This is a genomic window from Novosphingobium sp. KCTC 2891, assembly GCF_025938155.1.
Classification (GTDB): Bacteria; Pseudomonadota; Alphaproteobacteria; order Sphingomonadales; family Sphingomonadaceae; genus Novosphingobium.
On sequence record NZ_JAPCZG010000022.1, the window covers coordinates 1 to 25,025 of the forward strand.

Sequence of the window (25,025 nt, forward strand, 5' to 3'; positions counted from 1 at the left end):
TACGTTAGGACATGCAAATAACGACTTGGTTACTGCAATCCGGAGCCTAAAGACCCCCGGACGCAGGCGCCGTCGCCCACATGTCCCTTCATCTAAAACCAACAATGTCAAAGAACCACCACAGAATGTGGCGGACAACCATCCCCCCCGTTTTTGCATCCGGGGAATTGGATGTCCGTCTATCTGGGCGTTCGGCGGAAGCAGAAGCTGTCTGCCCCGTCTGGAGGGCGGCTTATATGGGGGGTACCGCAGCCCGTCAAACACATTTTGCATTTTTATGTCGGGGCGGCATAAATGACGTAAATTCAATAGGATAGAAGCGTATCGAGGGGCTGTGGGGCGCCCGTTTGGCGTCAAATCACCCGCCCAGGGCAAGAATCACCCTCCGTTGCCGGGGCGTTCGATGGGGGGCGGGCGACGGACGGGGTGTCATCGCCCCGATGAATCAATCCGCGGGCATTGATTCAAAGTCCCCATTGGACCGCGCCGCGCTCCGGCACGCATATCCGCATCCATGGCCAGCGCAGAACCTCAGGACTTTCACGTCTGGCTCGAAGCGGTGAGCCCCGAGCGCAACATCGCGCGCCGCTACGCAATCTCGTTAAGCCGGGATCTGTTCGGCGCCTGCCTGGTCGAGGTCTCATGGGGGCGGATCGGGAGGCGGGGGCAAGCGAGGACGCTATCCTTCAGCGAACGTCCCGACGCCGAACGGTTCGTGCGCCAACTGCAACGCCGGCGCATGAGCGCCAGGCGGCGGATCGGTGTTCCTTATCGAGAGATCCGGGCCGCGGGCCGAGACTTGGCGACCTGCCAAGGGTGACCGCGCCCCCCGCCATCAATCCGGCACCACCGGGTAATGCGGCATGGGCCAGTCGTGGCCGGGGTTCTCCATCATCAGGTCGATGAACAGCGGCAGCAGGCACGTCAGGATCGCCGCGCCGTCGCGCACCTGGTCGCGGTTGACGGCGCTGTTCCAGGTGGCGCCGCCGTGCACCAGCTGGTTGCGCAGCACATAGAGCCGGCCGAACACGATCGACAGCAGCGTCGCGGTATCGTGCCGGGCGAGCGCGGAGCGGATCGCCACGTCCTCGCGGTCCATGCGTGCGCGCCAGTCGTCGAAGCCCGGCACGCCGTTGTGGTGCAGCCAGAACGCGGCAAAGACGTGGCGATTGCCCAGCAGCACGCGGATTTCCTGCGCAAAGCGCTGCCACACCATGTTGTAGAGCCGGTGCTTGCCGTCAAAGCCCACCAGCGTGGTGAAGAAGCGCATGAACACATCACGCTCGCGCTGGCTTTCCTGCCCCAGCGCCAGCGCCACGTCGCCCGCATAGGCCGCGTTGAAGCCGATCCACGACAGCACGAACCGCACATCGAGATCGCCCTCCTCGTGCTCGGCGCGGATCAGCCACGACAGCGCGCGATGCACCCGCAGCGCCAGCGGCGTGGGAAAGCCATCGCGAAGCGTGCGCTGCTTGTCCTTCAGCGCAAGCGGATGGAGCGGGTCGGTGGGAGCGTAACGGTGGGCCATGGCGGGAACGCTAACAGCTTACGCGTTAAGGGAAAGTACTGTCACAAGGCCGTCCCCGACCCGCGCGCGCAGGCAGGGGCATATCCTCCGCCGAATACTGGATCGGTGCGCCCTACCGCGCCATCGCCCGGCGCATGAAGGCGGCGAACAGCGGCACGGTAAAGGCGGTGTCGCCATGCGCGGGGCTGTAGAGCATTCCCTTGCGGATCAGGCTGTTGCGCGTGGGCGCCACCGTGTTGACTTTCACCCCCAGCGCCTCGGCGATGTCGCCCGATCGGTGCGGCCCCTCGCCCAGTTCGGCCATGGCGCGCATATAGCGCTTTTCCGCCGGGCTCAGCCGGTCGAAGCGCACCCGGAAGAAGCTGGCGTCCAGTTCCGCCAGCGCGGCAACGCCCGCATTGGCCACGTCGTCCTCGTCGATGGGCGAGGCATCGGCCAGGTCCCAGCTGTGCTTGCCCCATTCCTGCAGGAAATAGGGATAGCCCTGCGTCGCCGCGAAAATCCCGGAAAGCGCGCCTTCGGTGATGTCCGCGTCCTCGTGCTGCAAGGGCACGCGGATGGCGTCTGCGGCCGCCGCGCGGTCCAATGGTCCCAGCGGCACGAACGCGAACAGGCGCTCGGCATAGGACTTGGCGCGGCCCATCTGGCCCAGCAGCTGCGGCAGCCCCGCCCCCACCAGCGTGATCGGCAATTGCAGCTGGTTGGCGCGGTGCAGCGCGCTGATCAGCGCGGCCAGCTCCGCCTCGGGCACGTATTGCAGCTCGTCGATGGCAAGGACGAAGGCGGTGCCATGCTCCTGCGCCGCCTCGCCCGCCGCGCGGATCAGGTCGGCGAGGTCGGATTCCAGGTCGCCGCTGTCGGCCAGCCCCGGCTCCACTTCGAAATCGAGCGCCACCTCGAACCCTTCGTAGGACACGCGCGGCTTCACGAACCCGGCCAGCGCCGACAGCGCGCGGCGGATCTTGGCCCCCGCCTGCTTCATCCGGTCCATCTTGAGCAGCGCGGCGCGCAGCGCGGGCACCAGCATGGCGGGCAAGGACCGGTTTTCCGGCGCTTCCATCGCCACCACCACCAGCCCCTCGCCTTCGGCATGGTTGCGGATGGTGGTCAGCAGCACGGTCTTGCCCACGCCGCGCAGGCCATAGAAAATCAGGCTGCGCGCCGCCCGACCGGCCCGGATGCGATCGAGCGCGATGGCCGCATCCTCGATCAGTCCGCCCCGCCCGGCCAGTTCCGGCGGCGGCGTGCCCGCTCCGGGCGCGAAAGGGTTGCGACGACGATCCATAGCGAGGTTATGCAAGGTTATCGGATTTTTGTAAACCGGGGTAAGATGCCTATGCGTCTCCCATCAAGCGCCGCATCACCACCACCATCGCCCAGGTGTCGCGCTCGCAATAGGCCTTCAGGCCTTCCTCCAGCACCCAGCGGCGGTCGGGATCACAATCAGGCGCGCTCGCTTCCAGGAAGGCTTCCTGCGCCGCGCCGCCGTCCTTCACTTCCAGCCCTTCGTAGCCCAGCTCCGCCGCGATCGTCGGCAGCACCGCCTTGATCGACCAGCTGCCGCGCTGGTCGCGGTGGTACCAGTGGTTGCGCGCCACCGGCAGCAGGTCGACCGTGCGCGCAGCCATGTCCTCCAGCGCGGCGGCGTGTTCGGGCACGGCCTGCGCCAGCGCGCGCAGCACGCCGCGCTCGAACCCGGCGTTATAGGCGATGATCGCGCCCGTTGGCGGCACGTGCGCCACCAGCGCCTCGGCGCAAGGTCGCCGCGGGTCGCCGCCGTCCACCTGCAAGAAGCCGCGATGCGCCACCTCGGCTCCATCCTCATGCTCGATGTGCAGCGAAAACTGGAACGGCACCTGCTGGTAAGGGCGCGTGCCCAGCCACCGCGGCACGGCGGGGGCGATCGTCTCGAAATCGAGGAAGGCGTGCGGGCGCGGCCATCCCGCCATCGCCCGCCGCGCGCCCGGCACATCGTGGAAAGGCCGGTCGTCGCGCGTCGCCTCGACGATCCGCGCCTGGAGCGGCTTCAACCCCTTCGTCTCCAGCGCCAGCAGGTCGTCCACGCCCCGTTCGAGCCAGGCCTTGCCCCCGCCATAGGGCAGCACCGTCACCGGCCAGTCCGGCCCCGGCGGCAGGTGGCGGCTGCAATGCGCGGCAAATTCGCAGTCGAACGGCGTGCTGCAATGATCGCCCGGCTCGCGCTGCGGCTCCTCGCCCGCCAGCACCGCGCGCGCCGCCGCGACCACGGCGGGCCGTCCCTGCGCGCGCTCGCGCATCTGCGGCAGCAGCTCGGCATGGGCGAACAGCCCGTCGTAATCGCCCTCGCGCGCCAGCACGAAGGCGGTATCGATATGCGCGATCCCCGCGCTCGTCAGGTTCAGCCCGCACGCCTCCGCCACCCAGACCTGCGTGGCCAGGTCGCCCAGGTGATAGTCCTTGACGCTGGCCGCGCTTTTCACCTCGGCCATGCGCCAACCGTTGCGCCCATGCGGCAGCAGCAGGTCGGCCCGCACCAGCACGCCGTCGTGCTGGAACGTCGCCTCGAAGATCGGGGCGCGGTGCCCTTCGGCCAGCAGCCGCGCGGTGGTGGCAAGCGCCGCGGAAAGATCGGGCACCGCCTCCACCATCACGCCCTCGGGATGAAGCCCGCAAGCGACCTCCCCCACGCGGTGCCCGGTCGCAAAGCGCGCTTCCGCGTCGGCGTCGGTTTCGCCCAGATCGGGCCGGTGGACCGACAGCCACAACCGGCGCGGGCACTGCTCGAACGCGGTCAGGCGCGATTTGGACAGGCCAGTGCGGCGGGGAGAGGCGGTCATGCTGTATCCTTCCGGTGTTCGGCGGCGAGGCGCAAGGGTCGCGGCGCATCTGGCGAGCCCTGCGCTGCCACGACTGCACGACGAATCCGGTCGTGGATCGGAACCCGCGCCCTGCGCCTGCGCCCCGAGCGCACCTCCGACCGCTTCTGTCGCTTGTGCCCGGCAAGGGCATCCGCGATGACGCACCCCATGCCTTCCCCCGCCCCCGGCCCCGCCCTCACCCCCGCCCTCACCCCCGCCCTCACCCTGGTCCACACCTCCGACTGGCACCTCGGCCACGTCCTTGCCACGCACGAGCGCGAGGCGGAGCATGATGCTTTCCTTGCCTGGCTGCTCGACGAACTGGATGCCCAGGCCGCCGATGTCCTGCTGGTGACCGGCGATGTCTACGACGTCGCCAATCCGCCCGTTGCGGCGACGCGCCGGCTCTATCGCTTCCTTGCCGATGCGGCCCGGCGGCGGCCGGCCATGCTGACGGTGATCCTCGGCGGCAACCATGACAGCGCGGCGCGGATCAACCTGCCTGCCCCGCTGCTCGATGAAGCGCGCGTCCGCTTCTTCGGCGCCCTGCCGCGCAAGGCCCTGCCCGAAGGCGGCAGCGCGCCCGACCTCGATGCGCTGCTGGTGCCGCTGCCCGGCCCCGGTGGCGAAACCGCCGCGTGGCTCGCCGCCGTGCCCTTCTGTCGTCCGGGCGATCTTGGCGCGGAGACGCTGGCCACGCTCTATGCCGCCGTCACGGAAGCAGGCGCGGCGCGGGCCGGGGGCCTGCCGCTGGTGCTGACCGGCCACCTCCACGTCGCGGGCGGCGACGTCTCCGAACTTTCGGAGCGGCGCATCGTCGTCGGCGGGGAAGAGGCGCAGGCGATCACCCTGTTCGACGCCCGCCCCGCCTATGTCGCGCTCGGCCACCTCCACCGCGCGCAGGCCATCGCCGGCCCCTGCCCCATCCGCTATGCCGGATCGCCTTTCCCGCTGTCGGCGACGGAGCGCGACTATCGCCATGCCGTCACCGTCGTGCGCCTGTCGGGCGGCGAAGCGGCGATCACCGATGTCCCCATCCCGCGCCCGGTGCCATTCCTGGCCATCCCCCCGCAGGGCGCCGCGCCGCTCGACGATGTGGTCCGGCAACTCGAAGCGCTCGCGCTCGATGCCGATCTGCCGCGCGAACGCCATCCCTTCGTGGAAGTGAGCGTTGCGGTCACCGGCCCGGAACCGCACCTTCAGAGCCGCGTCCTCGCCGCGCTGGACGGCAAGCCGCTGCGCCTCACCCGCATCGTCCGGCAGCAGGTCAGCGTCCCCGACCAGCCCGCTCCGCTCGCCGGCGCGGATCTCGGCGACCTGCAACCCGAAGCCGTGTTCGCCGCGCTCTATGCCGCGCGCCACGGCGGCCATGCCCCGCCCGATGACCTTGCCGACGCCTTCGCGCGCCTGCTGGTCGAAGTGAACACCACGCCCGCCGTCGGCGAGGAGGCCTGACATGCGCATCCTTGCCATTCGCGGCCAGAACCTCGCCAGCCTTGCCGATGCCTTCGCGGTCGATTTCGCCGCCGAGCCGCTGGCCGGATCGGGCATCTTCGCCATCACCGGCCCCACCGGCGCGGGCAAGTCCACCCTGCTCGATGCCGTGTGCCTCGCCCTGTTCAACGAAATCCCGCGCCTGAAGTCCGCGCCTTCCAGCGGCAGGATCGGCGGCGAGAGCGAGGACACGGGCCTTTCCCTGCGCGATACCCGCGCCATCCTGCGCCACGGCGCGGGCGAAGGCTTTGCCGAAGTCGATTTCGCCATGCCCGATGGCGCGCGGTATCGCGCCCGCTGGTCGGTCAAGCGCGCGCGGGGCAAGGCCACGGGCAAGCTGCAGAACCACGACCACAGCTTCGAACGGCTCGACACCGGCGAACGCATGGGCGGCACCCGCACCGAAACGCTCGCCGCCATCCGCGCCGTCCTTGGCCTTTCCGCAGAACAGTTCGGCCGCGCCGTGCTGCTGGCGCAGGGCGATTTCGAAGCCTTCATCCGCGCCGACGCCAACGACCGCGCGGTGCTGCTGGAACGGCTGACCGGCTCGGAAATCTACACCGCCTTGGGCCAGCGCGCGGCCGAGAAGGCCAAGGCGCTCAACGACAGGCTGGCCGGGCTGCGCGATCTCATCGCGCTCCAGAAAGGGCTCGACGACACCCAGCGCGCCCAGGCGGAAGCCGATCTCGCCGCCGCCCTTGCCGCCGAAGCCGATGCGGGCGCGGCGCTCGACGCGCTCAAGCAGGCGCGCCAGTGGGAGGAGCAGGCCGCCCGCCTCGCCGCCCAGGTCGAGATCGCCCGGCAGGGCCTCGCCAGCGCCGAACAGCGCCATGCCGATGCCGCCCCCCGGCGCGAAGCCCTCGCCCACACCCGCCGCGCGCAGGCGCTGGCCCCGGCGTGGACCGCACGCAACCTCGCCGCCCAGCGCCGCGACGCCTGCGCCGCCGAGCGCGCCGGCGCCGCCCATGCGCTGGCCCGGGCGCAGGCCGATGAAGCGCAAGCCGCCGCCGCCGAAGCCGCCGCCCGAACCGCCCGCGCCGAGACCGAAGCGCAGGCCCACGCGCTCGCGCCGCTGCTGGCCAAGGCCCGCGCGCTCGACGTGCAGCTCGAAGGCACCGCACGCACGGTGCACGATCGGCAGGACGAAGCCGCCCGCGGTGACGCGCGCCTGCACGGCGCCGCCACGGACAGCGCAGCCGCCGCGGCCGCCTTGCAGGCCGCGCAGCAGGCACAGGCCGCGCAGCAGGACTGGCTGACCGCCCACCCCGCCCTTGCCGAACTGGCGCGGCGCGAACAGGAACTTGGCCCGCAATTGGCCGAGCACGCCGTCGCGGCGCGCGCGCTCGCCGCCGCAGAGGCGGAACGCCCCTTGCGCGAACAGGCGGAACAGGCCGCCCTCACCCACTGGAAAGACGCCGCGACCGCGCTGGACAGCAAGACCGGCGACCACGACCGCGCCGCGCAAGCTCTCGCCCAGGCCGAAGCGGACCTCCCCGCCGCCGACGCCCTCGTCACGCTCACCGATCGCCATGCCCGGCTCACCCGCATCGACACCTTGCTGGCGGGCGCGAACGGCGCGGAACAGGCGGTGGTCCATGCCGACGCCGCGCTGGCCCGCACGCGCGAGGCGCTGGCCGAAAGCGCGGCCACGCAAACCGGGCTGACGGCGCGGGCGGAAACGCTGGCCCGTTCGCTGCCCACGCTGACGATGCAGGTCGAGGACGCCCGCCGCGAACTCGCCCTGCTGCGCGCCGCCGCCTCCGACACCGCCGAAGCCCTGCGCGTCACGCTGGCCGAGGGCGATCCTTGCCCGGTCTGCGGGTCGGCCAGCCACCGGCTCGACCTGTTCGCGGGCAAGCTCGGCGATCACCTGCGCCAGCGGGGCGAGGCGCTGAAGGCGTTGGAGGCCGAACAGGCCCAGCAGCAGCACGAAGCGCTGGGCATCGCGGCACGCCTCTCCGCGCAGGCCGACCGCGCCGCACAGTTGACCCGCGAACAGGCCGAGCAGATCCGCCACCTGGGCAGCGCCGCCCGCCAACGCGATGCCGCGCGCAGCGATCTCCTCACCGCCGCCGCCGAAGCCGCCCTGCCGCAGGACGCAGCGCTGCTGCCCGATGCCCTCGCCGCGGCGCGCGCCGCGGTGGAGGCCGACATCGCCGCCCAAACCGCCGCCCAAACCGCCGCCGACCGCGCCCGGCAACGCGAACAGAGCGCCCGCGCCGAACGCGATCGGGCGCGCACCGCCCACGAAGCCGCGCGCACGGCGCTGGAAACGCACAGCCGCGCGCTGATCGATCTCGACGCCGCGCGGACGCAGCACCGCGCCGAAGCCGACCGCCTCGCCGCCGCGCTCGACCGCTGGCTGGCCCCGGCGGGAGACTGGCGCGCACAGGCCGATCCCGCCGCCTGGCTGGCGACGCAAGCCGCCGCGTGGCGCGCGCACGATGCCGAGGCCGCACGCCTCGCCGCCGCGCTCCCCGCGCTGCAACAGGCCGCGGCGATCGCATCGGAAGCGCTGCGCCAGAGCACCGACCGGGCGCGCGAACTGGCCGAAGCGCTGGCGGAGGCCGAACAGGACCACGCCGCCCTCTCCGGGCGCCGCGCCGCCCTGCTCGGCGCCGAACCCGTCGCCACGGTGGAACAGCGCCTTGCCGCCGCCCGCGACGCGGCGGAGACCGCCCTGCAACGGACCATCGAAGCCCGGCAGACCGCCGCCGCCACGCTGGCCGGCGCCGGTGCGGCGGAAAAGAGCGCGATCGTCGCCCTCGACAAGGCCGAGCAGGACCACGCCGGCCATGCCCACGCTTTCGCGCAGGCGCTCGCCGCCGCAGCCCTTGCGGAACAGGCCGTGGCGCAAGCCGCCGCGATCGTCGCCGACACGCTCGACACCGAAGCAAGCGCGCTCGATGAACTGAGGAACGCCGTGGATGTCGCCCGAACGCTGGTCGTCGCCCGCGAAGGCGATCTCGCCGCGCACGACGCCGGCGAGCGCCCCGCCCTCCTCGGCCCGGACCTTGCCGCCGCGCTCGCCGCCGCCACGGCCGCCCGCGACGATGCCGCGCGCTGCCGCACGGAGGCCGATCTTGCGCTGCGCCAGGACGATGCGGTGCGCGGCCAGACCGCCGCCCTGCGCGCGGAACTCGACGCGGAACAGGCCGCCGCCGATGTCTGGCTGCGCCTCGATGCCGTGATCGGCGACCGCACCGGCGCCACCTTCCGCCGCTTTGCGCAAGGCCTCACGCTCGATCGCCTGCTCGAACACGCCAACGCCCGCCTTGCCGAACTGAAGCCGCGCTACACGCTGGAACGCGCGCCCGGCGGCGACATGCTGATCCAGGTGGTGGACAACGACATGGGCGGCGAAGCGCGCGGCCTGCACAACCTGTCGGGCGGCGAACGCTTCCTCGCCAGCCTCGCGCTCGCGCTCGGCCTTGCCGAAATGTCCACGGCGGGCGGGGTGAAGATCGAAAGCCTGTTCATCGACGAAGGCTTCGGCGCGCTCGATCCCGCCAGCCTCGGCCAGGCCATCGCGCTGCTCGAACACCTCCACGCCACCGGCCGCCGCGTCGGCGTCATCAGCCACGTCGAGGAACTGAAGGAACGCATCCCCGTCCAGATCGCGGTCACACCCACCGGCCGCGGCACAAGCCGCATCGCGGTGACGGGAAACTAGGGCGCGTGGACAAATTGAACGACCGTTTGCGCCCAGTTGCGGACCCGCGTCCGGGGGGCGCGATGCTTGCTAAGCAATCTTCACTCGGTTTTGGAAACAAGATTGCCAGGCTGATAGGATCGCTGTCCGATCAGTGCGCCCGCAAAGCTCCCACTTCGCCACCAAGCCAACGCGAGGTAGGGCAGCAGGAAAAGTGCCCCCATGCAAATAGTCAGTAGCCCCCAAACAAGGCCAACCGCCCAGGATCGCGAACGCCAGACCATCCACGCCGCCATCAGCAGCAGATGGATTGAAAAGTCGGCGTTGAACTGTGCACGCCACGGGTGGACAAAGTCGCCCAGGAAAACTGCTCCGGCCGCATCGTAGCCCATCTGCCTGATCGCATTGGCGCTGAGCGTGAACAGCGTCAGCCATGCGACGGTCGCAGTCGCTGCGACAATGCCAAGACCGAACCGCATCATGCCGCTCCCGGAAGCGTGAGGCTTCCATCTGCGCCAAGTGGCATGTGTGGGCTCCACACCACCTCCCAGGCGTTGCCTTCGGGATCGGCGAAGTAGCCCGAATACAAGCCTTGATCGCGGTCGCGAACGGGGCTGGTGATTCTTGCCCCTGCTTTGGCTGCCAATTCGAACGCGGCGTCAACATCCTCCTTGGTCGGCACGAATACGGCCCAGATCGACTTTGGCGCACCGTTCGCCGCGATCCCGCTTTCATGTTCAAGATAAGCGGCATTCACGAAAATCAGGACGGCGGTGCCAACCTTGTAGGCTACTGATCCTTCCGATGGGGGCATCCAAGGCATCCAGCCTAAACCGTGTTCGTAAAAACCCCGGAGTGCATTGATGTCCTTTGCGCTGACCATCACCATATTTATGCGAGGATCCATTGCGATTCTCCTTTAGCATTCAGACTGAATGCGAAATGGGCGCGTGTCAACGAGGTGGCGATGCCTAAGGGCAAGGGTATCAGGGCGGCGAAAGCGGAAGAAACGCGCGGAGCGCTGATCGCAGCGGCACGCAGGCTGTTCGCCGACAAGGGCTTCCATGCGACAAGCACGCCCGAGGTTGCGGCACTTGCAGGAGTTACGCGAGGCGCGCTGCAGCATCACTTCACGCGCAAGGAGGACTTGTTCCGCGCGGTTTTCGAGCAAGTCGAGCAGGACATGATTGTTGCCGCGCAAGCGGAAGAGGTGGCGGAGGTTGGCGAGCGTTGGTCTGGTCTCAAGGCCAACCTCAATGCGTTCCTCGAAGCTGCTGCAACGCCCGAGGTGCAGCGCATCCTGCTGATCGATGGGCCTGCCGTGCTCGGCTGGGCCGAATGGCGCAAGCTTGAGGCACAGTATGGCCTGGGATTAATCATGCAGGCAGTCGAGGATGGCATGGCGGCAGGGCTTATCCGCGTACAGCCTCCGCGCCTGCTTGCGCATATGATACTCGCTGTAGTCGATGAAGCTGCTCTGTTGGTCGCGAATGCCGATGATCCCGAAGTGGTCCGGCTTGAAGCGGGTGCTGCCGTCCAAACGCTGCTCTCTTCACTTGCCTGAACGGCAGCCTTCCACCCCGAACTGGAAGTTGGTGCAGACATGGGTGAAGGTCGCATATGTCGGGTCGCGCCCCCTCTTCTCCCCCATTCTCCCCAAAGCCAAAGGCTTCCTGTCGGTTAGACAGCCTTAAAAGGGGTTAGAAACAGTTAGGGCAGTGCGCCTGGACCGCATCGGCCCGGTTTTCGGTGAGTCGCGGTGGTGGCCGCGTTCCCGGTATATCGACGGATCGTTCCCGATATGTCGAAGCATCGTTCCCGTTGGTACGAGCTTGCGTTCCCGATAGCACGATGGCGCCTTGCCTGCCCGTTCCCGATGTGTCGATGGCGCGGGGTGAGGCCTTCGGATTGAATCATTTCCAACAAGACCGGTCGGAACGATGTTCAAATTTGCCCGTGAGCCGACAGCACCGGGCGGTGGGGCGAAGATCGGGGCGACGGGGCACGTACTTTCGGGAACGGGGAGGGCGTTTCCCCTCCCCTGCCCTCACCCGCGCAAGGTGTGGCGGTGTTTTTCGTGGTGGCGCTTGACCCATCCGATGAAGGCGCGTTGCCAGTCGGCGGGGGTGCGATCGGGGCTGGCGTCCACCCAGCGTTCGAATTCGACGTGGAGCGTCTGCAAGTCCCAACCGGGGCAGGTGGCGCGCAAGTGGTCGATGGTCTCGTCGGTCATGAAGCCGCGCGTCGCCGCCCGGCTCAATCCGGCGATGGTCGAGCGGATCAGGCTGCGCGCATCGACCGGAGCCTCGTCCGCCAGCGTGGCAGCACTCCCCTTCCCCCCAGCGCCGTCCTCGCGCCGGGAGAGATCGCGGGAGCGCGAGGGCGTAACCCCCTCGCCCTTCTCTTCTTCCTTCTGGCCGGGGACAGGCAGCCCCTTCTCCGCCCCGTCCTTGCCGTCCACCCGCCGCATCCGCAGCAAGGGCTCGCCCCCGCCCTTGGCCGCTTCGACCGACAGGCCATAGCCCGGCAGCGCGTCCTTTTCCGCCAGCTTGAGGATCTCGAACTTGAAGCGGCGGTATTCGCCTTCGGCGCCGCTCTTTTCGAACAGCACGGGCATGGAGATGGCGAAGCCTGCTTCCCCTGCCCCGCCCGCGTGCTTGCGCGCCACCTTGTAGAGCCAGCGTTCGCGGCCGCCGGTGATGTCGAAATAGGCGCGGTCGATGGAGAGCACGCCGCCCTGCATCATCACGCCTTCCCAGAACCAGTTCGACAGCTCGATGGTCATCCCGCGCGAACGCTCGGTCTTTTCATCGACCAGCTGGGTCCAGCCATCCAGCCACGAGAACGTCGCCTCGCGCCGGTTTTCGGCGCGGATGTTGGTCTTGATCGTGGTGGCGACGAGCCGGTCCAGCGCCTGTCCCAGCAGTTCGTAGGCGCGGCCCGTCGGCGGCCTGCCGATGGCGCGCAGCAGGTCGTAGGGCATCAGGTGCAGCTTGCGCGGCACGTCGTTGATCCCGCGGCGCTGCATGTCGGCCAGCACGCTGGCGCAATAGATCAGGATGTCGGCGTCCCAGATCGTGGCCATGCCGTAATCGGGGTTGGCCGAGACGTGGACCCACAGCTTGCTGTCGGGGCTGGTGTAGTCGATCGGCTTCACCCGCTTGGACTTGGCGAGCGAGAAGAAGGGGCGCTCCATCATCTCGCGCTGATCGCGCAGGGGCAGGTCGGCCACATAGGGCAGGAACAGGTCGAACTGGGCGCCCACCGACGCCTTGCGCGCGCGGGTCATGGCGCGACACCGGCATTCCCGGCTTCGGCGAAGGCGCCGGCGGGGCGTTTCCCCGGGGAAACATCACTCCGCGTTTCCCCGGGGAAACAGGCGGGCAGGGCAGGGCAGGGCATCAAGGCGTCACCCCGCGGCCTTCTTCCTCAAGATCCAACAGCGCATCGGCAACCAGTTCCATGATGCGCTTGTGGTCCAGCCCCGCGCCCGAATGGATCTGCAGGGTCACGCCCTGCCGGCCCGCGCTGCGCACCGTCACCGCGGGGCGGTCGCCATAGCCGCGATAGACGCGCACCGGTCCGCGCTCCACCGGCCCGCGCGGCGCGGCCAGCAGGCGGCGCAGCACTTCGGCGGCGGGCAGGGCGTCCTCTCCGGCGGCGCGGCGTTCGGCCTGCTCGCGCGCCAGGTTGCGCGCTTCCTTCAGGATGGCGGGAGCGCCGACCTTGTCGTCGAGCGCCTGCGCCAGCGGATAGGCCGGCTTGAGCTGCACGTCCGCCGGGCTGGCGAAAGCGCCCACCACCGCATCGGGCAGGGCGGCCACCTTGAGCATTTTCGACAGCCAGCCCTTCGACAGCTTCAGCCGCTCGGCCATGCGCGTCAGGTGGTTGCCGTAATGGTCCTTCAGCGCGGCGGCATAGTTGCGCGCGCGTTCCAGGTCCGACACGTCCTTGCGCGCGCGGTTCTCGATATCGGCGAGGCGGAACGCCGCCTCGTCGTCGATCTGCGCGACTTGCGCCACGAACTGCATCTGCGGGTAGGAGTGCGCGCGCAGCCAGGCGATCGACCAGTGGCGGCGCGTGCCCGCGATCACTTCGTAATCGTGATCCGCATCGCCTTCGATCCGGCGCACCACCGCGGGCACTTTCTGGCCGCCTTCGGCAATGATCGAATCGATCAGCTCGCGGCACGATTCCTCGGTCAGGTGCTGATAGGAGCGGGCATTGCCCGGCCACACGCGCACCCGCGCCGGATCGAGCAGCAGCTGCGTCACCTGCCGCACTTCGCCGCTGGCGACGCGGGCAAGCGCGCTTTCGCGGCCGAGCAGCGTGGTGCCGCGCTGGCGTTCGGGCGCCGGGGAGGGGGGGCTGGCCGGGGATGGGGCCGAGGATGGGGAAGGGGCAGGGGAGGGCGCTTGCGCCGCCTCCACCGCTGCGCCCGCCCCGTCCGGCGCGGCCGATTTGGTCTCGATCGGCTCGTCCTCGGCGAGGAGCGCGGCGAGATAGTCCGATTGCTTGCGTGCCATGGTTCAGGTCCGCGTCAAGAAGGGGCTGGGCAGGGAGGAGCTGCGGAACATATGCAGAACATTGCCATGTAGGAAAGCGCGTTCCGCATTCGCTGCCGGATCGTGCCTTCGCTCAGGCATGGATCACGTCCTCCTCGCGCGCCGGGGCCACGCGGCCCCATCCGGCGCGCACCAGCTGCTCGATCTGGCCCATCGCCTCGTCCAGGTTGGCCTTGCACCGCTTGTGCGTCTTGGGCGTGCCGACCGGCTTTTCCAGTTCGTAGACCGTCATCATCCGCAGCGCGGCATGGCTGATTTCCGCGCTTTCGAGGATCGGCACCGGCAGCAGCGCGGGGCCGAAGGTCTGCTCCATGATCGTGCGGACCATGGCGTGCGACGGATCGTTGCCGTCGAACTTGGAGCAGATCAGGCGGACGAAGGAATAATCCACCGCGATCCCCGCCTCGATCAGCTGGGCGATGACCTGGTCCATCATCGAGAGGAACTGCACGGTCGAGCAGAAATCGGGCGTCGTCGCCGCCATCGGCACCAGCAGCGCGTTCGCCGCCTGCATCACCGCGAGCGAAATGGTGCCCAGCGCCGGCGGCGGATCGAGCAGCACCACGTCGTAATCGCGCGCCAGGTCCATCAGCCCGGCTTTCAGCTTGCGAAAGCGCGCGGCGAGCACCGATTGCCCGTCCGATCCGGCGGCGGCCAGCTCGTATTCCACGTCGAACAGTTCCAGGTTCGACGGGATCAGGTCCACGTTCGGCCAGGGCGTGGGCTTCACCGCATAGAGCAGGTCGGTCTGCGTCGGGTCGATCGACAGATAAGGATAAAGCGTTTCTTCGCGCGCGATGTTGAAATGCGGGTTGAAGCCGAACAGCGTGGTGGTGGTCGCCTGGCTGTCGCAATCGACCACCAGCACGCGGTAGCCCTGCACCGCGAAGTAATGGGCAAGATGCGTGGTGACGGTGGACTTGCCCACGCCGCCCTTGAAGTTCTGCACCGCGATCACCGCCGGCACGTCCATCGGCGCGCGGGCAGGGGAGGCGCCCAGCACCTGCCGCATATGGAGCAGTTGCTCCACCGTATAGCCAAGCCGCCGCCCGTTCTCGCTCGCGGGGGGAGGGGGCAGGCGCCCGTCGTCCTCGGCCATGCGGATGCGGTTGGTGGAACAACCCAGCAATTGCGCCGCCTCGGCAATGCCATAGCGCACGTTGAGCCCCTTGCGGCTTTCAGGCAGAAAAGCCTTCTTGCGCAAGCGCTCGATCATCCGCTCCCCGGCCTGCGCCAGATCGCCGATCTGGCTGACGATTGCATTCATCTGGCGGCCTCACGGATAGGTTGAATGAAACTCGGCGATTGATGCCGGAAATTCATTCAGTTGACAAGCAAGGGTGGTGCCGGGTCGGAATTTGGTTTGTAGCGACTATTATCTTGAAACTGTTTCGGTTTATCCCGTCGCCTGACGGGGGCCGGCAAGAAACAATCATGACCGTTCCTGTCGCAGGTGGCCACCACAAGGGCCGGCGAAAAACGAGACGGAGCGGCAATGCGGGAAGCGGAATTCAAAGCGTGGCTGGAAGCGGGCGGAGCGGAGACCGAAGGCGGGCGCAACACGCGTGTCTATGCCGTGCGCACGATCGAGCAGAAGCTGTCGGATCTCGGCTTCGATTGGCCGGACCTGGACGCGGCGTGGCGTGACGACCGGTTTGTTCGTCTGCGCAATCGTCTTGCGGCTATGCGCGAGGATGCGGAGCAGGGAGGCTCCGACTTCCGCATCCTGATGCCGAAGTCAGAGCGACCGACGAACCGCCTGGTCAACTGGCGGAACTGGCTGGGCCAGTATGGGCGATTTCTGGATGGCTCGACGAACGATAACCGCGATGCCGACAGGATTCGGCGCTTCGTGCTTGAGACCTATATCGAGCCGGCGCGCGAGGACGGCCGCGACACGGTGGACGTCCATGTGCGCACGGTGAACGATCAGCTTGGCCTCAACCAGGGTTGGCCGAATATTTGCCAGGTGCTGGTCGGCAGGAAGTTCCTCGAGATGGCCGAGGTGCCGTCGCCCCAGCGCATCGGCGTCGAGAAGAGCCCGGCAACCGTGTTCCGTTTTGCGGTGGGCGGCGATGAGTCTGACTTAGTTGTTCTCGCCCGTTTCGACGCGGCCTGTCCCGGTTTTGCGGCAAAAAGGAAGAGCTGGAGCAATACAGAGACGGACCTCGTGCTTCGCCTTATCCGGGCAGTGCATGATGCCGGTATGGACTGGTACCCGGTAAATATAACCGGCGCGCCTGCGCGCTTCGGGCGAAAGGAGCCTGGCGGACGGGATGCGTCTGCTGTTGGTGGATACCTGCCGCTTTCCGCGCGCGTGTTTCAAATCAGCGCGCGCAGCCGCATGGGCGACCCGGTCGACTTGCCTTTCGATCTGAACGATCGTGTTCCGCTCGATGCTGCCGTGATCGATGCTGTCGAGCGGTCAATGGCAGAACATCTGGAACGCTGGGGAATCCCTCGCGCAGATCGTCCGGGTAATTGGCCGGACGCCTACACCCCCGAAGAAGTGGACGCCGAGGCGGACGGGCCCGATACCTACCTCGTGACAGCGCTTTACGGACGCAGCGACGGGCTGCTCCGCTTCGTGGAGCGGGGGGAATGGACCCTGCTCGACGATCGCGGCTCTGCCTACAATCGCATGGTGGGCGAAATGCGGCCCGGCGACCGCCTCGTCATGCGTGACTACGTGCCGCAGGCGAAGAACCTGCCTTTCGACGGCAAAGGGCGCCAGGTTCCGGCCTTTCGTATCCGGGCGATCGGCACCGTGACCGGGCAGCGGGACGACGGCATCGGCGTGGACGTGGCATGGAGCGTGCTGCCCGATCCGCGCATGTGGTATTTCTATACCAACCCGGGCACGATCTGGCGCATCCGCCGCGACAAGGAAACCGCGCGCAGGCTGCTGGCTTTCCTCGACGGCGGCGAGCAGGACATCGCCTGGTTCCTTGCACATCCGTTCTGGGCGGACCGCTTCGGAGACGGCGTGCAAGTGGACGCGGCAATGCTCAAGCAGCTGCACGCGGCGTTCCTTGCTGCCTATCCGGACTTCCGCACATTTGAACAGCCGGGACGCTTTGCGGCCGAAGAAAATGATTACAAGCGTGCGCTGGCGGCGCGGGCGGCAGAGCTGCTGGCAGACCCTGCCTTGGCCGATGACGCTTCGCTGGGTGCGGTCTTGCTCGATCTGGTGGCGGGAAAGGGGGGCTTGCCCAGTAATCTTCTCGATTGGCGCACGGCGAAGCTGATCGACGCCGTGCGAGCCAACCATCCCGGCATCGCTGAGCAGGCAACCGGACAAATGGCGCGGGGCGAGGATAGCGTGGCGGCGGTGGCGGAGTGGGCGGACACGCTCTGGCCGCTGATGACGCCGCTTTCCGAAACGCAGCCTTTCGCAGAAAGCCGCACGGTGCCGACAATGGTCCGCGCATTGGTTGATCCAACAGGGATGCTGGGCATCCGCTCCACACCCACGGAAAATGCAGCGCGCATGCTGATTGGGCGCTGGGCCTTCAAATCGCAGCCGCTGTCGGTCGAGGACGTGGAAGGCGCGCTGGCTCTTGCCGACGCCATCTTCGCGGTTATGCGCGACACATGGGGCTGGATGCCGCGCGATTACTGGGACGTGCAGGGATTCCTGTGGGTGACCTGCCAGAAGCGGTTGCTTCCGGATGAAACCTTCGCCGTCGGCAATGCGGCCGCATCCGATTCCGGTCCTTGCTGGTTCGTTGGCGTGGCCTTTGGTGGCGATGATGACCAGCTCGATCGTTTTCTCACCGAAGGCATCTGGGAGATCGACAATCCTTCAGACAAGCACCGCGAACAGGTGCTGCGCATGGCGCCGGGCGAGCGGATCGCCGCCAAGGCCACCTATGTCCGCAAGAACGACTTACCGTTCGAAAACCACGGTAGGCCCGTGTCCTGCATGGCGATCAAGGCCACCGGGACGATCACCGCGAACACGGGTAATGGTTCTTGCGTGTCCGTGGCGTGGGACCCGGTCGATGAGCCCCGCGTGTGGTACCACTACACTTACCAGCCCACGATTTGGGAGGTCTATCCTAACAAGGAAACCGCGCGCCGGCTCATTCGCTTCGCCTTCCATGGCGAGGCGCAGGATATCGAATGGTTCATGGCCAATCTGAGCAACTGGAAGGATCTTGCCCCGCCGGCGGACGACGTGGCGCGTGATCCTGTGCAGCGTGATCCGGTCAATCTGATCCTCTATGGCCCGCCGGGCACCGGCAAGACTTACGCCACGATGGGTGCCGCGGTACGCTTGTGCATGGGGCTTTCCATGGATGACCCGCTGTTGAGCGATCCTGACCGCCGGGAGGATCTGCGCGAGACCTATGATGGATTGCGCGCGCGGGGCCAGATCGGCTTTGTCACGTTCCACCAGAATTTTTCCTACGAGGACTTCGTCGAGGGAATGCGGCCCACGGCCCTGACCGGCGGCGGCTTCACGTTGGAACCTACACCGGGGATCTTCCGCCTGATCGCGGAGGCCGCGCGGAAGAGCGCGGAGGAACACGTGCTGGTGATCGACGAGATCAACCGCGCGAATGTCTCGCGCGTGTTTGGCGAATTGATCACCCTGATCGAGACGGACAAGCGGCAAGGCATGAAGGAGCGGCTGACGCTGTCCTTGCCTTACAGTCGTGAATCGTTCGGGGTCCCCGCCAATCTCCACATCATCGGCACGATGAACACCGCCGACCGCTCTATCGCGCAGCTGGATACCGCGCTGCGGCGGCGGTTCCGGTTCGAGGAGATCGCCCCGCAGCCCGGCTTGCTGGGCGAAAACGTGGACGGCGTCCCGTTGCGCGCGGTGCTGGCGGCGATCAACGACCGGATCGAATATCTTGTCGACCGCGACCACCGCATCGGCCACGCCTTCTTCATGGGCTGCGACAGCCGCGCCGCGATCGACGCGGCAATGCGCGACAAGGTGATCCCGCTGCTGCAGGAATACTTCTTCGAGGACTGGAGCCGCATCGCCGCCGTGGTCGGCAAGGGCTTTATCGAGGAGCGCAAGCTGGCCCCGCCGCCGGGGCTGGACTTTGCCGAGACGCGATCGAGCTGGGCCGTTCGCGCTGTCTTCGCCGACGATGCCTATGGCATCCTGCTGGGCAAGGCCAGACAGGCGGAGCCGCCGCTGTCCGAAGACGGCACGGTGATCCCGGAAGGCCAGTGACGCACCGCACCTGCCACGAATGGGGCCGCGTCACCGTCACGCCCGACGGGGACAAAGGCGGCTTCACCCGCGCGCAGGCAGATGCGCTGCTGGCTGCCGCGCGCGCGCATCCCAAAGGCGGGCGCGAGGGGACGGACATCCTGGCCGACCACCATCGCCATCTGTCTGCGCGGCAGGTGGTGGGCGTGCTTTCTGCTGGCGGCGCGAGCCTGGAAATCCTGCCCAAGGTCGATCCGCAAGCGCCCGGTGAGACCGATCGGACAGTGCGCAGCCGGCTGATCCACATGCTCGACGTGGCGCTGGGGCTGGACCTGGCGGCGGGGCAGGCGGCCAGCCTTGCCCGACAGGACGAGACGCTGCTCGACGTGTTGATCCGCCTGTTCGCCGACCAGCTGCTGGGCGAAGTGCGCAAGGGCCTGCCCAGGCTCTACCGCGAGCGCGACGACGACCTGCCGGCGCTGCGCGGGCGGCTCGACGTGGTCCGCCAGTTCACCATCCACGCGGTGCGGCCCGACCGGCTCGCCTGCCGGTTCGACAGTCTGGAATCCGACACCCCGCTGATGCGGGTGATGAAGGCCTGCGTGGTCATGCTCACGCGCCATGCCCGCCATTTCGAGACGCGTCGGCGCCTCGAGGAACTGCGCTTCGTGCTGTCCGACATTCCCGATGTGCCTGTGGCTCGCCTGCCGTGGGACGCGGTGCGGATCGATCGCAGCAATCGCCGCTGGCGCAGCCTGTTCGCTCTCGCCCAGAGGTTCCTGCGGCGCGATTGGCAGGCGGCGCATCATCATGCCGTCGCGCCCGAAGGCATGACCCTGCTGTTCCCGATGAACGACCTGTTCGAAGCCTATGTCGCGGCGCGGCTGCGCGTCGCGCTGGCCGGCCGTGACGTAGAGGTGGTGGAACAGGGCGGCCTCCGTCACTGTCTGGGCGAGTGGCGCGATGACGAGGACTGCGCGGGCGGCCTGTTCCAGACCCGTCCCGACATCCTGCTGCGCCGCGGCAATCGCGTGCTCGCGGTACTCGACACCAAGTGGAAGAAGCTGGGCGATCCGGCAGACCCCAAGCAGGGTGTGGGGCAGGGAGATGTTTACCAGATGATGGCCTACGCCCGGCTCTATCGCTGCCCGCGACTGGTGCTGCTCTATCCTGCGGTGCCGGGCGAAGGCAGCGGCACGCGTCGGCGTTTCGGTATCGACGGCGGGCGCGAACGCCTGAGTATCGCGACTTTGGATATTGGGTGCAGTGAAACCGTGATCGCGGACCTTGCCGCACTCTCGGCAAACGAATGCTTCGATTGATTCGCCTGTTTATTTGGAAATTTCACCATTCTGGATGAAATTGATTACTGTTCTTTGCGACTTTCGCGGGCAAACACGTATCGCCGGATCAAGTCGGGGAAATTCAAAACGTTATGTCTGGGCGCATGGCCAAGCTGGATCGCGCGATCCAGATGCTGCACTTGCTGTGCGAAAGCACCGAAGGGCTGACTCTGGACGAACTGGCGGAGGCGCTGGAGGTCAACCGGCGCACCGTCGAGCGGCTGCGCGACGTGGTCATGCTGCACTTCGACCTCGACGAAGTGCAGGACGGGCGGATCAAGCGCTTTCGCATCCGCGACGGGTTGCGCCGCGTCTATGCGCGGCCCTCCGTGGCCGAGATCGCCGCCCTGCGCGCCGAGGCGGAGGCACAGGGCCGCGAGGGCGCGCCCCAGGCCGCGCTGCTTTCCAGCCTGCTCGCCAAAGTGCGCTCCAGCCTCGACCACCGCGAGAAATCGCGGCTCGAGCCGGACCTCGATGCGCTGGCCCGGTTGCAGCGCACGCGCGTGCCCGCCGGCCCCGCGGTGGGCGCGGGCGACCAGGCGATGAGCGCAGTGCAGCAGGCGATCGTGATCGGCGTGGCGATCGAGTTCGATTACCTGCCCGAAGGCGCCGCCGCGCCCAGATGGCGCCGCGTGGTGCCCTATGGCCTGATCCACGGGCCGGTCACCTACCTGATCGGCAAGATGCCGGGGAAAGACCTCGACCCCGTCCATTACCGGCTCGACCGGATGAGCAACCCGAAGCTGGGCAACGAACCGCACCCGGTGCCCGATGACTGGGATCTCGACGCATGGCTGTCGCAAAGCTTCGGCATCTGGCGCGAGGACGACCATGACGTGGTGCTGCGCGTGCTGCCCAGCGCGGCGGGGAAGGCGAAGGCGTGGCGCTTTCACCCCGCGCAAGTGCTGGAGGAAGACGGCGCCGACCTGCTGGTGAAGTTCCGCGCCGGCGGCCTGCGCGAAATCGCCGAGCACCTGTTCACCTGGGGCGGCGACGTGCGCATCGAAGCCCCCGAGGAACTGCGCAAGGTGATGCGCGAGCGCGTGCTGCTGGCCTGGGCCTCGACGTGAGTGCGACCGGAATTGTCGTGGACGGGGTGTTTGGAGGCACGATATGAGCAAGCGCTGCACATTCGCGGGGCACGAGCACCGCGCCCAGATCGACTATTTCGACAAGCATTTCGCCGAGCACGGCAGGCATCGGGACCGGCCCTTCCAACTGGCGTTCCCCGGCCGGCTCCACAATCTGCTGCCTGCCGTTCGCGGGGCGGCGGAGCGGCTGTTCCATCGCGACGCCCTGGACATCCAGTTCCACACCTACATCGGCCACGGTCGGTCTTCGCAGGCCTGCTGCATCAATTTCCTGATGCCCTTTGCCGACAAGCCGGACCTGCTGTCACGCTGGGTGGGGAGCGTGCTGGGGATCGACCCGCCCAGGATGCTGCCGCTGGAAAAGGAAATCGCCGGCGCGCACCGGTTCGTGGCCTTTGAATATACCGGGCCGGACGATCGGGATTTCCTTGGCGAAGCGGAAGGCCGCGTTCCCGGCCGGGGCGCCAACGCCACTGCCGCCGATGCCGCCGTGGCCTTCGAGGATACAGACGGTGCGCGCCACCTTCTGCTGATCGAGTGGAAGTATACCGAGGAGTACCGCTCGCACCGGCTTTCGCAGGACAGGAACGGAAAGCGCCAGGCCCGCTATGCCGACAAGCTGTTCGCGCCCGACGGCCCGGTGCGCGCCGACCTTGGCCTTTCGCTGGCCGATTTCCTGCATGAACCGTTCTACCAGCTGGTCCGGCAGCAGATGCTGGCGTTCCAGATCGAGCGCCAGTCGGAACGCTTCGACCGGGCGCGGGTGCTGCACCTTTCGCCCGCCGGCAACCACGCGCTGCATCAGGTGACGTCGCCCGCTTTCGCCACGCTGGGCGGTATGCCGCACGACGATGCCTTCGTCGCTTTCGCGAGTTCCCTTGTCGATCCCGCGGCCTTCATCGGCCGCACCGTGGAGGAGGCCTTCGCGCCGCTGGCCGGATGGGCCGAGGCGGACTGGTGGCCCGCACTGGCCGCGCGCTATTCGTCGCTGTGCGGCGGGGAGACCGACAAGTGACCGATACCCCGATCTTCGGCACGCTTGTCGACATCGAGGCACGAACCGCCTGGGCCCACGAGGCCCGGCCAAGCCGCGCCCACCCTGCGCTTTCGACTACCACAGGAAGACCCGATCGCCCCGGCGCAGATCGACATCGCCCCAGACGCGCGCCGAAACCAACAATACATCCCCTGCGCAATCCTGCGGGGGAACCTTGAAGATTACGGCCATTTCCATTCCCCCCGCCTGCTGTTGCCAATCTGTACCCCGTTACAGCTTCCCCACCACCTTCGCCGCCGCGTTGGCTTCCACGGCCAGTGCCTGCGCGTAGCGCGCGGGTTGCTGCGGGCTTTTCCAGCGCAGGGCCTGCATGATGCCGGCGAGGTCCTGTCCTGCGGCAAACAGGTCCTGCGTCAGGCCCACGCGGGTGGAGTGGGCGGTGAGGCTCTGGCGCCAGTGGTCGAAGTCGGCCTGCGCGATGTCGCCCAGCAGGTCGGCCGCGCGGGCCTGTTCCAGCATCGCGCGATAGACCAGCGTGACCGACTGGGCGGAAAGCCCGGCGCCCACGGTCCACACGTCGATGCCAGCCTTGTCCCGCGCCCGGTGGAGGCGGCGGAAGACCGGGCCTTCGCTGCCAGAGGCGTCGCGCCATGCGGCCAGCGCCGCCATCGTGCGCGCGGAAAGATAGGCATAGGCGCCCGCGCCTTCCTGGTCGGCCTTGCTGCGCGGCACGAACAGGCGGCCCGCCCCGGCGTTGCCCTTCTCCACATGGAGCCAGCGCGCCGCGACGATCTCGCTGCGGCGAAGCCCCGTGTCGAAGGCCAGCGACAGCAGCGCGCGGTCGCGCAGGCCCTGCGTCGTGCCGGGCGCGGCGGCGAGCATGGCTTCGACGCAGACGCCCATCGGCCCCACGCTGGCCAGCGGATCGGCGACTTCGCCGCGAAAACGCAGCCCCCTGGCCTGCTTCTGCCGCACGCCCAGTTCGCGCCGCTGGGCCTTCAATTCAAGCCGCACCAGCTCGCTGCGCGTCGGATCGGGAAGGTCAGCCAGCGTGTGCGCGCGCGCGATCGAGCTGGCATAGCGCGCCAGCGTCGCCGCCTTCTTGCCGCTCTCGCCCTGCGCGCGCAGGAACGCGGCGACCGTTTCGGGCAGAGCGGGTAAGGTGACCCGACCCTCGGACTTGGCCCACGCGGCAAACACCTTGAGATCGGCCCGCAAGGCGCGCCACGAATTGGCGCTCATGGCCCTGCGCGCGGCATCCAGCACCGCGGCGTCGACGACGGGGACAAGCGGCGCTGCAACCGTGTCCCCGAGCGGAGCGACGAGCGATGAGAGGGAGGGGTCGTCCATGCCGCGAACGTGCTCGAAAAGGGCCCGATCTGCAAGCGTACTAGCGATAGCGTGCATTATCGCTAGTTCTATAAGCGGGCCTGCGGGATGAGCAGGCGCGAAAAAATCCCGCGCACCGGACCGGGCAGACCTGCAACCGGCGTGAAGGCGGACGCCCCGCCGCCCGGCGACATACGACCGGAACTGACGCGGCGGAATGCTTCAAGCGACGTGGCCCACAGGAGACAAGTCGATGATTCCCCCCGAAGCGGTGAACCTGGAGCACCTGTCGCGCCTGCTCGATGATGCCGTCATCGACTGGACGGTGAACGGTGAACGGACGCTCTATGTCACCGGGCTGCAGACGCCGCTGTGGCTGGAGCACGATGCCGAGACCGATCGGGTGATGTTGCGCACCTATTGGCCGGTGCGGCCGGAAACCGATGACATTGTCGCGCTACGGCTCGCCAACCACTGCAACGCCAGTCTGGTGATGGTGCAATTCTGGTTCGACGCGGCCACGCGCCGCTTCTTCGGGCAATACGTGCTGGGCTGCCGCGACGGGCTGGACCGCCGCCTGTTCATCCGCAGCCTGCGCCAGTTCGCCGAGATCTTCGCCATCGCCGCACGCGATTATGACGAGGACGATGCGCTGTGCGAACAACTGGACGCCCCGGAGAGCGCCCCCGATTAGTTGCCCCGCCTGGCCGTCCCTGGAGGGCCGAAACCCTGGGCACGCGGCAACGCAGACGCCGTGCCGATTCTGACATGCCTGCGGGAGTGGTTGGGGAGGGGAAGCGTCAGCCGTGGATAGACACGTGGTGACGTTTCGCGTGTTGCAGGTGGGGTGTTGGCTTTGGGGAGAGGTTTACGCGGCGTGCATGTGGTGCGTTGGCCGCGTTGTGGACTTGCTGTGGACACGCTGGAGCGTGGAGCTGTGCTCTTGTGTAGCGAAGTCGTTTGACTGGAATGGTTGCGGGGGCAGGATTTGAACCTGCGACCTTCAGGTTATG

At 67.9% G+C, this 25,025-nt stretch carries 18 protein-coding genes; 9 read left to right on the forward strand and 9 right to left on the reverse strand.

Annotation, left to right across the window (positions count from 1 at the left end; translation table 11 throughout):
* Positions 1–514: 514 nt before the first annotated feature.
* On the forward strand, positions 515–820 hold the full coding sequence (locus OLX02_RS19770) for a WGR domain-containing protein (RefSeq protein ID WP_264425636.1): 306 nt from the start codon (positions 515–517) through the stop codon (positions 818–820).
* A 15-nt stretch (positions 821–835) separates the two neighbouring features.
* Here OLX02_RS19770 and OLX02_RS19775 read toward each other — a convergent pair whose 3' ends face one another.
* The 3 genes from OLX02_RS19775 to OLX02_RS19785 all read right to left on the reverse strand — a co-directional run bounded on the left by OLX02_RS19775 (position 836) and on the right by OLX02_RS19785 (position 4,344).
* Positions 836–1,528, reverse strand: coding sequence for a HEPN domain-containing protein (locus OLX02_RS19775; protein ID WP_264425638.1), 693 nt, complete (start codon positions 1,526–1,528; stop codon positions 836–838).
* Between the two features lie 112 nt (positions 1,529–1,640).
* On the reverse strand, positions 1,641–2,813 hold the full coding sequence (locus OLX02_RS19780) for an AAA family ATPase (protein ID WP_264425640.1): 1,173 nt from the start codon (positions 2,811–2,813) through the stop codon (positions 1,641–1,643).
* 49 nt (positions 2,814–2,862) lie between these two features.
* Entirely contained in the window at positions 2,863–4,344 is a 1,482-nt protein-coding gene (locus tag OLX02_RS19785; RefSeq protein WP_264425642.1) for a DUF2779 domain-containing protein, read from the reverse strand.
* A gap of 177 nt (positions 4,345–4,521) precedes the next feature.
* Here OLX02_RS19785 and OLX02_RS19790 point away from each other — a divergent pair, with 177 nt between their 5' ends.
* On the forward strand, positions 4,522–5,820 hold the full coding sequence (locus tag OLX02_RS19790; RefSeq protein WP_264425644.1) for an exonuclease SbcCD subunit D C-terminal domain-containing protein: 1,299 nt from the start codon (positions 4,522–4,524) through the stop codon (positions 5,818–5,820).
* Position 5,821: 1 nt separating this feature from the next.
* Positions 5,822–9,532, forward strand: coding sequence for an AAA family ATPase (locus tag OLX02_RS19795; RefSeq protein ID WP_264425646.1), 3,711 nt, complete (start codon positions 5,822–5,824; stop codon positions 9,530–9,532).
* Between the two features lie 80 nt (positions 9,533–9,612).
* On the opposite strand, the gene OLX02_RS19800 is transcribed toward OLX02_RS19795, so the two are convergent.
* Positions 9,613–9,990: a DUF1475 domain-containing protein gene (locus OLX02_RS19800; RefSeq protein WP_264425648.1), complete on the reverse strand. Its 378-nt coding sequence runs from the start codon at positions 9,988–9,990 to the stop codon at positions 9,613–9,615.
* Positions 9,990–10,418, reverse strand: a complete 429-nt coding sequence (locus OLX02_RS19805; protein ID WP_264425651.1) for a VOC family protein — start codon at positions 10,416–10,418, stop codon at positions 9,990–9,992. The genes OLX02_RS19800 and OLX02_RS19805 overlap by 1 nt, the downstream gene beginning before the upstream one ends.
* A 60-nt stretch (positions 10,419–10,478) precedes the next feature.
* Between OLX02_RS19805 and OLX02_RS19810 the strand changes: the two genes are divergently transcribed.
* Positions 10,479–11,075: a TetR/AcrR family transcriptional regulator gene (locus OLX02_RS19810; protein WP_264425653.1), complete on the forward strand. Its 597-nt coding sequence runs from the start codon at positions 10,479–10,481 to the stop codon at positions 11,073–11,075.
* 483 nt (positions 11,076–11,558) lie between these two features.
* Here the strand turns inward: OLX02_RS19810 and OLX02_RS19815 are convergent, their stop codons facing one another.
* The 3 genes from OLX02_RS19815 to OLX02_RS19825 form a co-directional block, all read right to left on the reverse strand.
* Complete coding sequence (locus OLX02_RS19815; RefSeq protein ID WP_264425655.1) at positions 11,559–12,800, reverse strand: replication initiator protein A; 1,242 nt, start codon at positions 12,798–12,800, stop codon at positions 11,559–11,561.
* Between the two features lie 112 nt (positions 12,801–12,912).
* On the reverse strand, positions 12,913–14,037 hold the full coding sequence (locus OLX02_RS19820) for a ParB/RepB/Spo0J family partition protein (RefSeq protein WP_264425657.1): 1,125 nt from the start codon (positions 14,035–14,037) through the stop codon (positions 12,913–12,915).
* A 112-nt stretch (positions 14,038–14,149) separates the two neighbouring features.
* Complete coding sequence (locus tag OLX02_RS19825) at positions 14,150–15,343, reverse strand: AAA family ATPase (protein ID WP_264425659.1); 1,194 nt, start codon at positions 15,341–15,343, stop codon at positions 14,150–14,152.
* A 228-nt stretch (positions 15,344–15,571) separates the two neighbouring features.
* On the opposite strand from OLX02_RS19825, the gene OLX02_RS19830 reads away from it, so the two are divergent.
* The 4 genes from OLX02_RS19830 (at position 15,572) to OLX02_RS19845 (ending at position 22,701) form a co-directional block, all read left to right on the forward strand.
* On the forward strand, positions 15,572–19,273 hold the full coding sequence (locus tag OLX02_RS19830; RefSeq protein WP_264425661.1) for an McrB family protein: 3,702 nt from the start codon (positions 15,572–15,574) through the stop codon (positions 19,271–19,273).
* Positions 19,270–20,574 (forward strand): McrC family protein, encoded by a 1,305-nt coding sequence (locus tag OLX02_RS19835; protein ID WP_264425663.1) that lies wholly within the window; start codon positions 19,270–19,272, stop codon positions 20,572–20,574. Before OLX02_RS19830 ends, OLX02_RS19835 begins: the two co-directional genes overlap by 4 nt.
* A 113-nt stretch (positions 20,575–20,687) precedes the next feature.
* Positions 20,688–21,665, forward strand: coding sequence for a helix-turn-helix transcriptional regulator (locus tag OLX02_RS19840; RefSeq protein ID WP_264425665.1), 978 nt, complete (start codon positions 20,688–20,690; stop codon positions 21,663–21,665).
* Between the two features lie 43 nt (positions 21,666–21,708).
* On the forward strand, positions 21,709–22,701 hold the full coding sequence (locus tag OLX02_RS19845; protein ID WP_264425666.1) for a PGN_0703 family putative restriction endonuclease: 993 nt from the start codon (positions 21,709–21,711) through the stop codon (positions 22,699–22,701).
* 252 nt (positions 22,702–22,953) lie between these two features.
* On the opposite strand, the gene OLX02_RS19850 is transcribed toward OLX02_RS19845, so the two are convergent.
* On the reverse strand, positions 22,954–24,033 hold the full coding sequence (locus tag OLX02_RS19850) for a tyrosine-type recombinase/integrase (protein WP_264425668.1): 1,080 nt from the start codon (positions 24,031–24,033) through the stop codon (positions 22,954–22,956).
* A gap of 232 nt (positions 24,034–24,265) precedes the next feature.
* Between OLX02_RS19850 and OLX02_RS19855 the strand changes: the two genes are divergently transcribed.
* Positions 24,266–24,706, forward strand: a complete 441-nt coding sequence (locus OLX02_RS19855; RefSeq protein WP_264425670.1) for a YbjN domain-containing protein — start codon at positions 24,266–24,268, stop codon at positions 24,704–24,706.
* Positions 24,707–25,025: the final 319 nt, after the last annotated feature.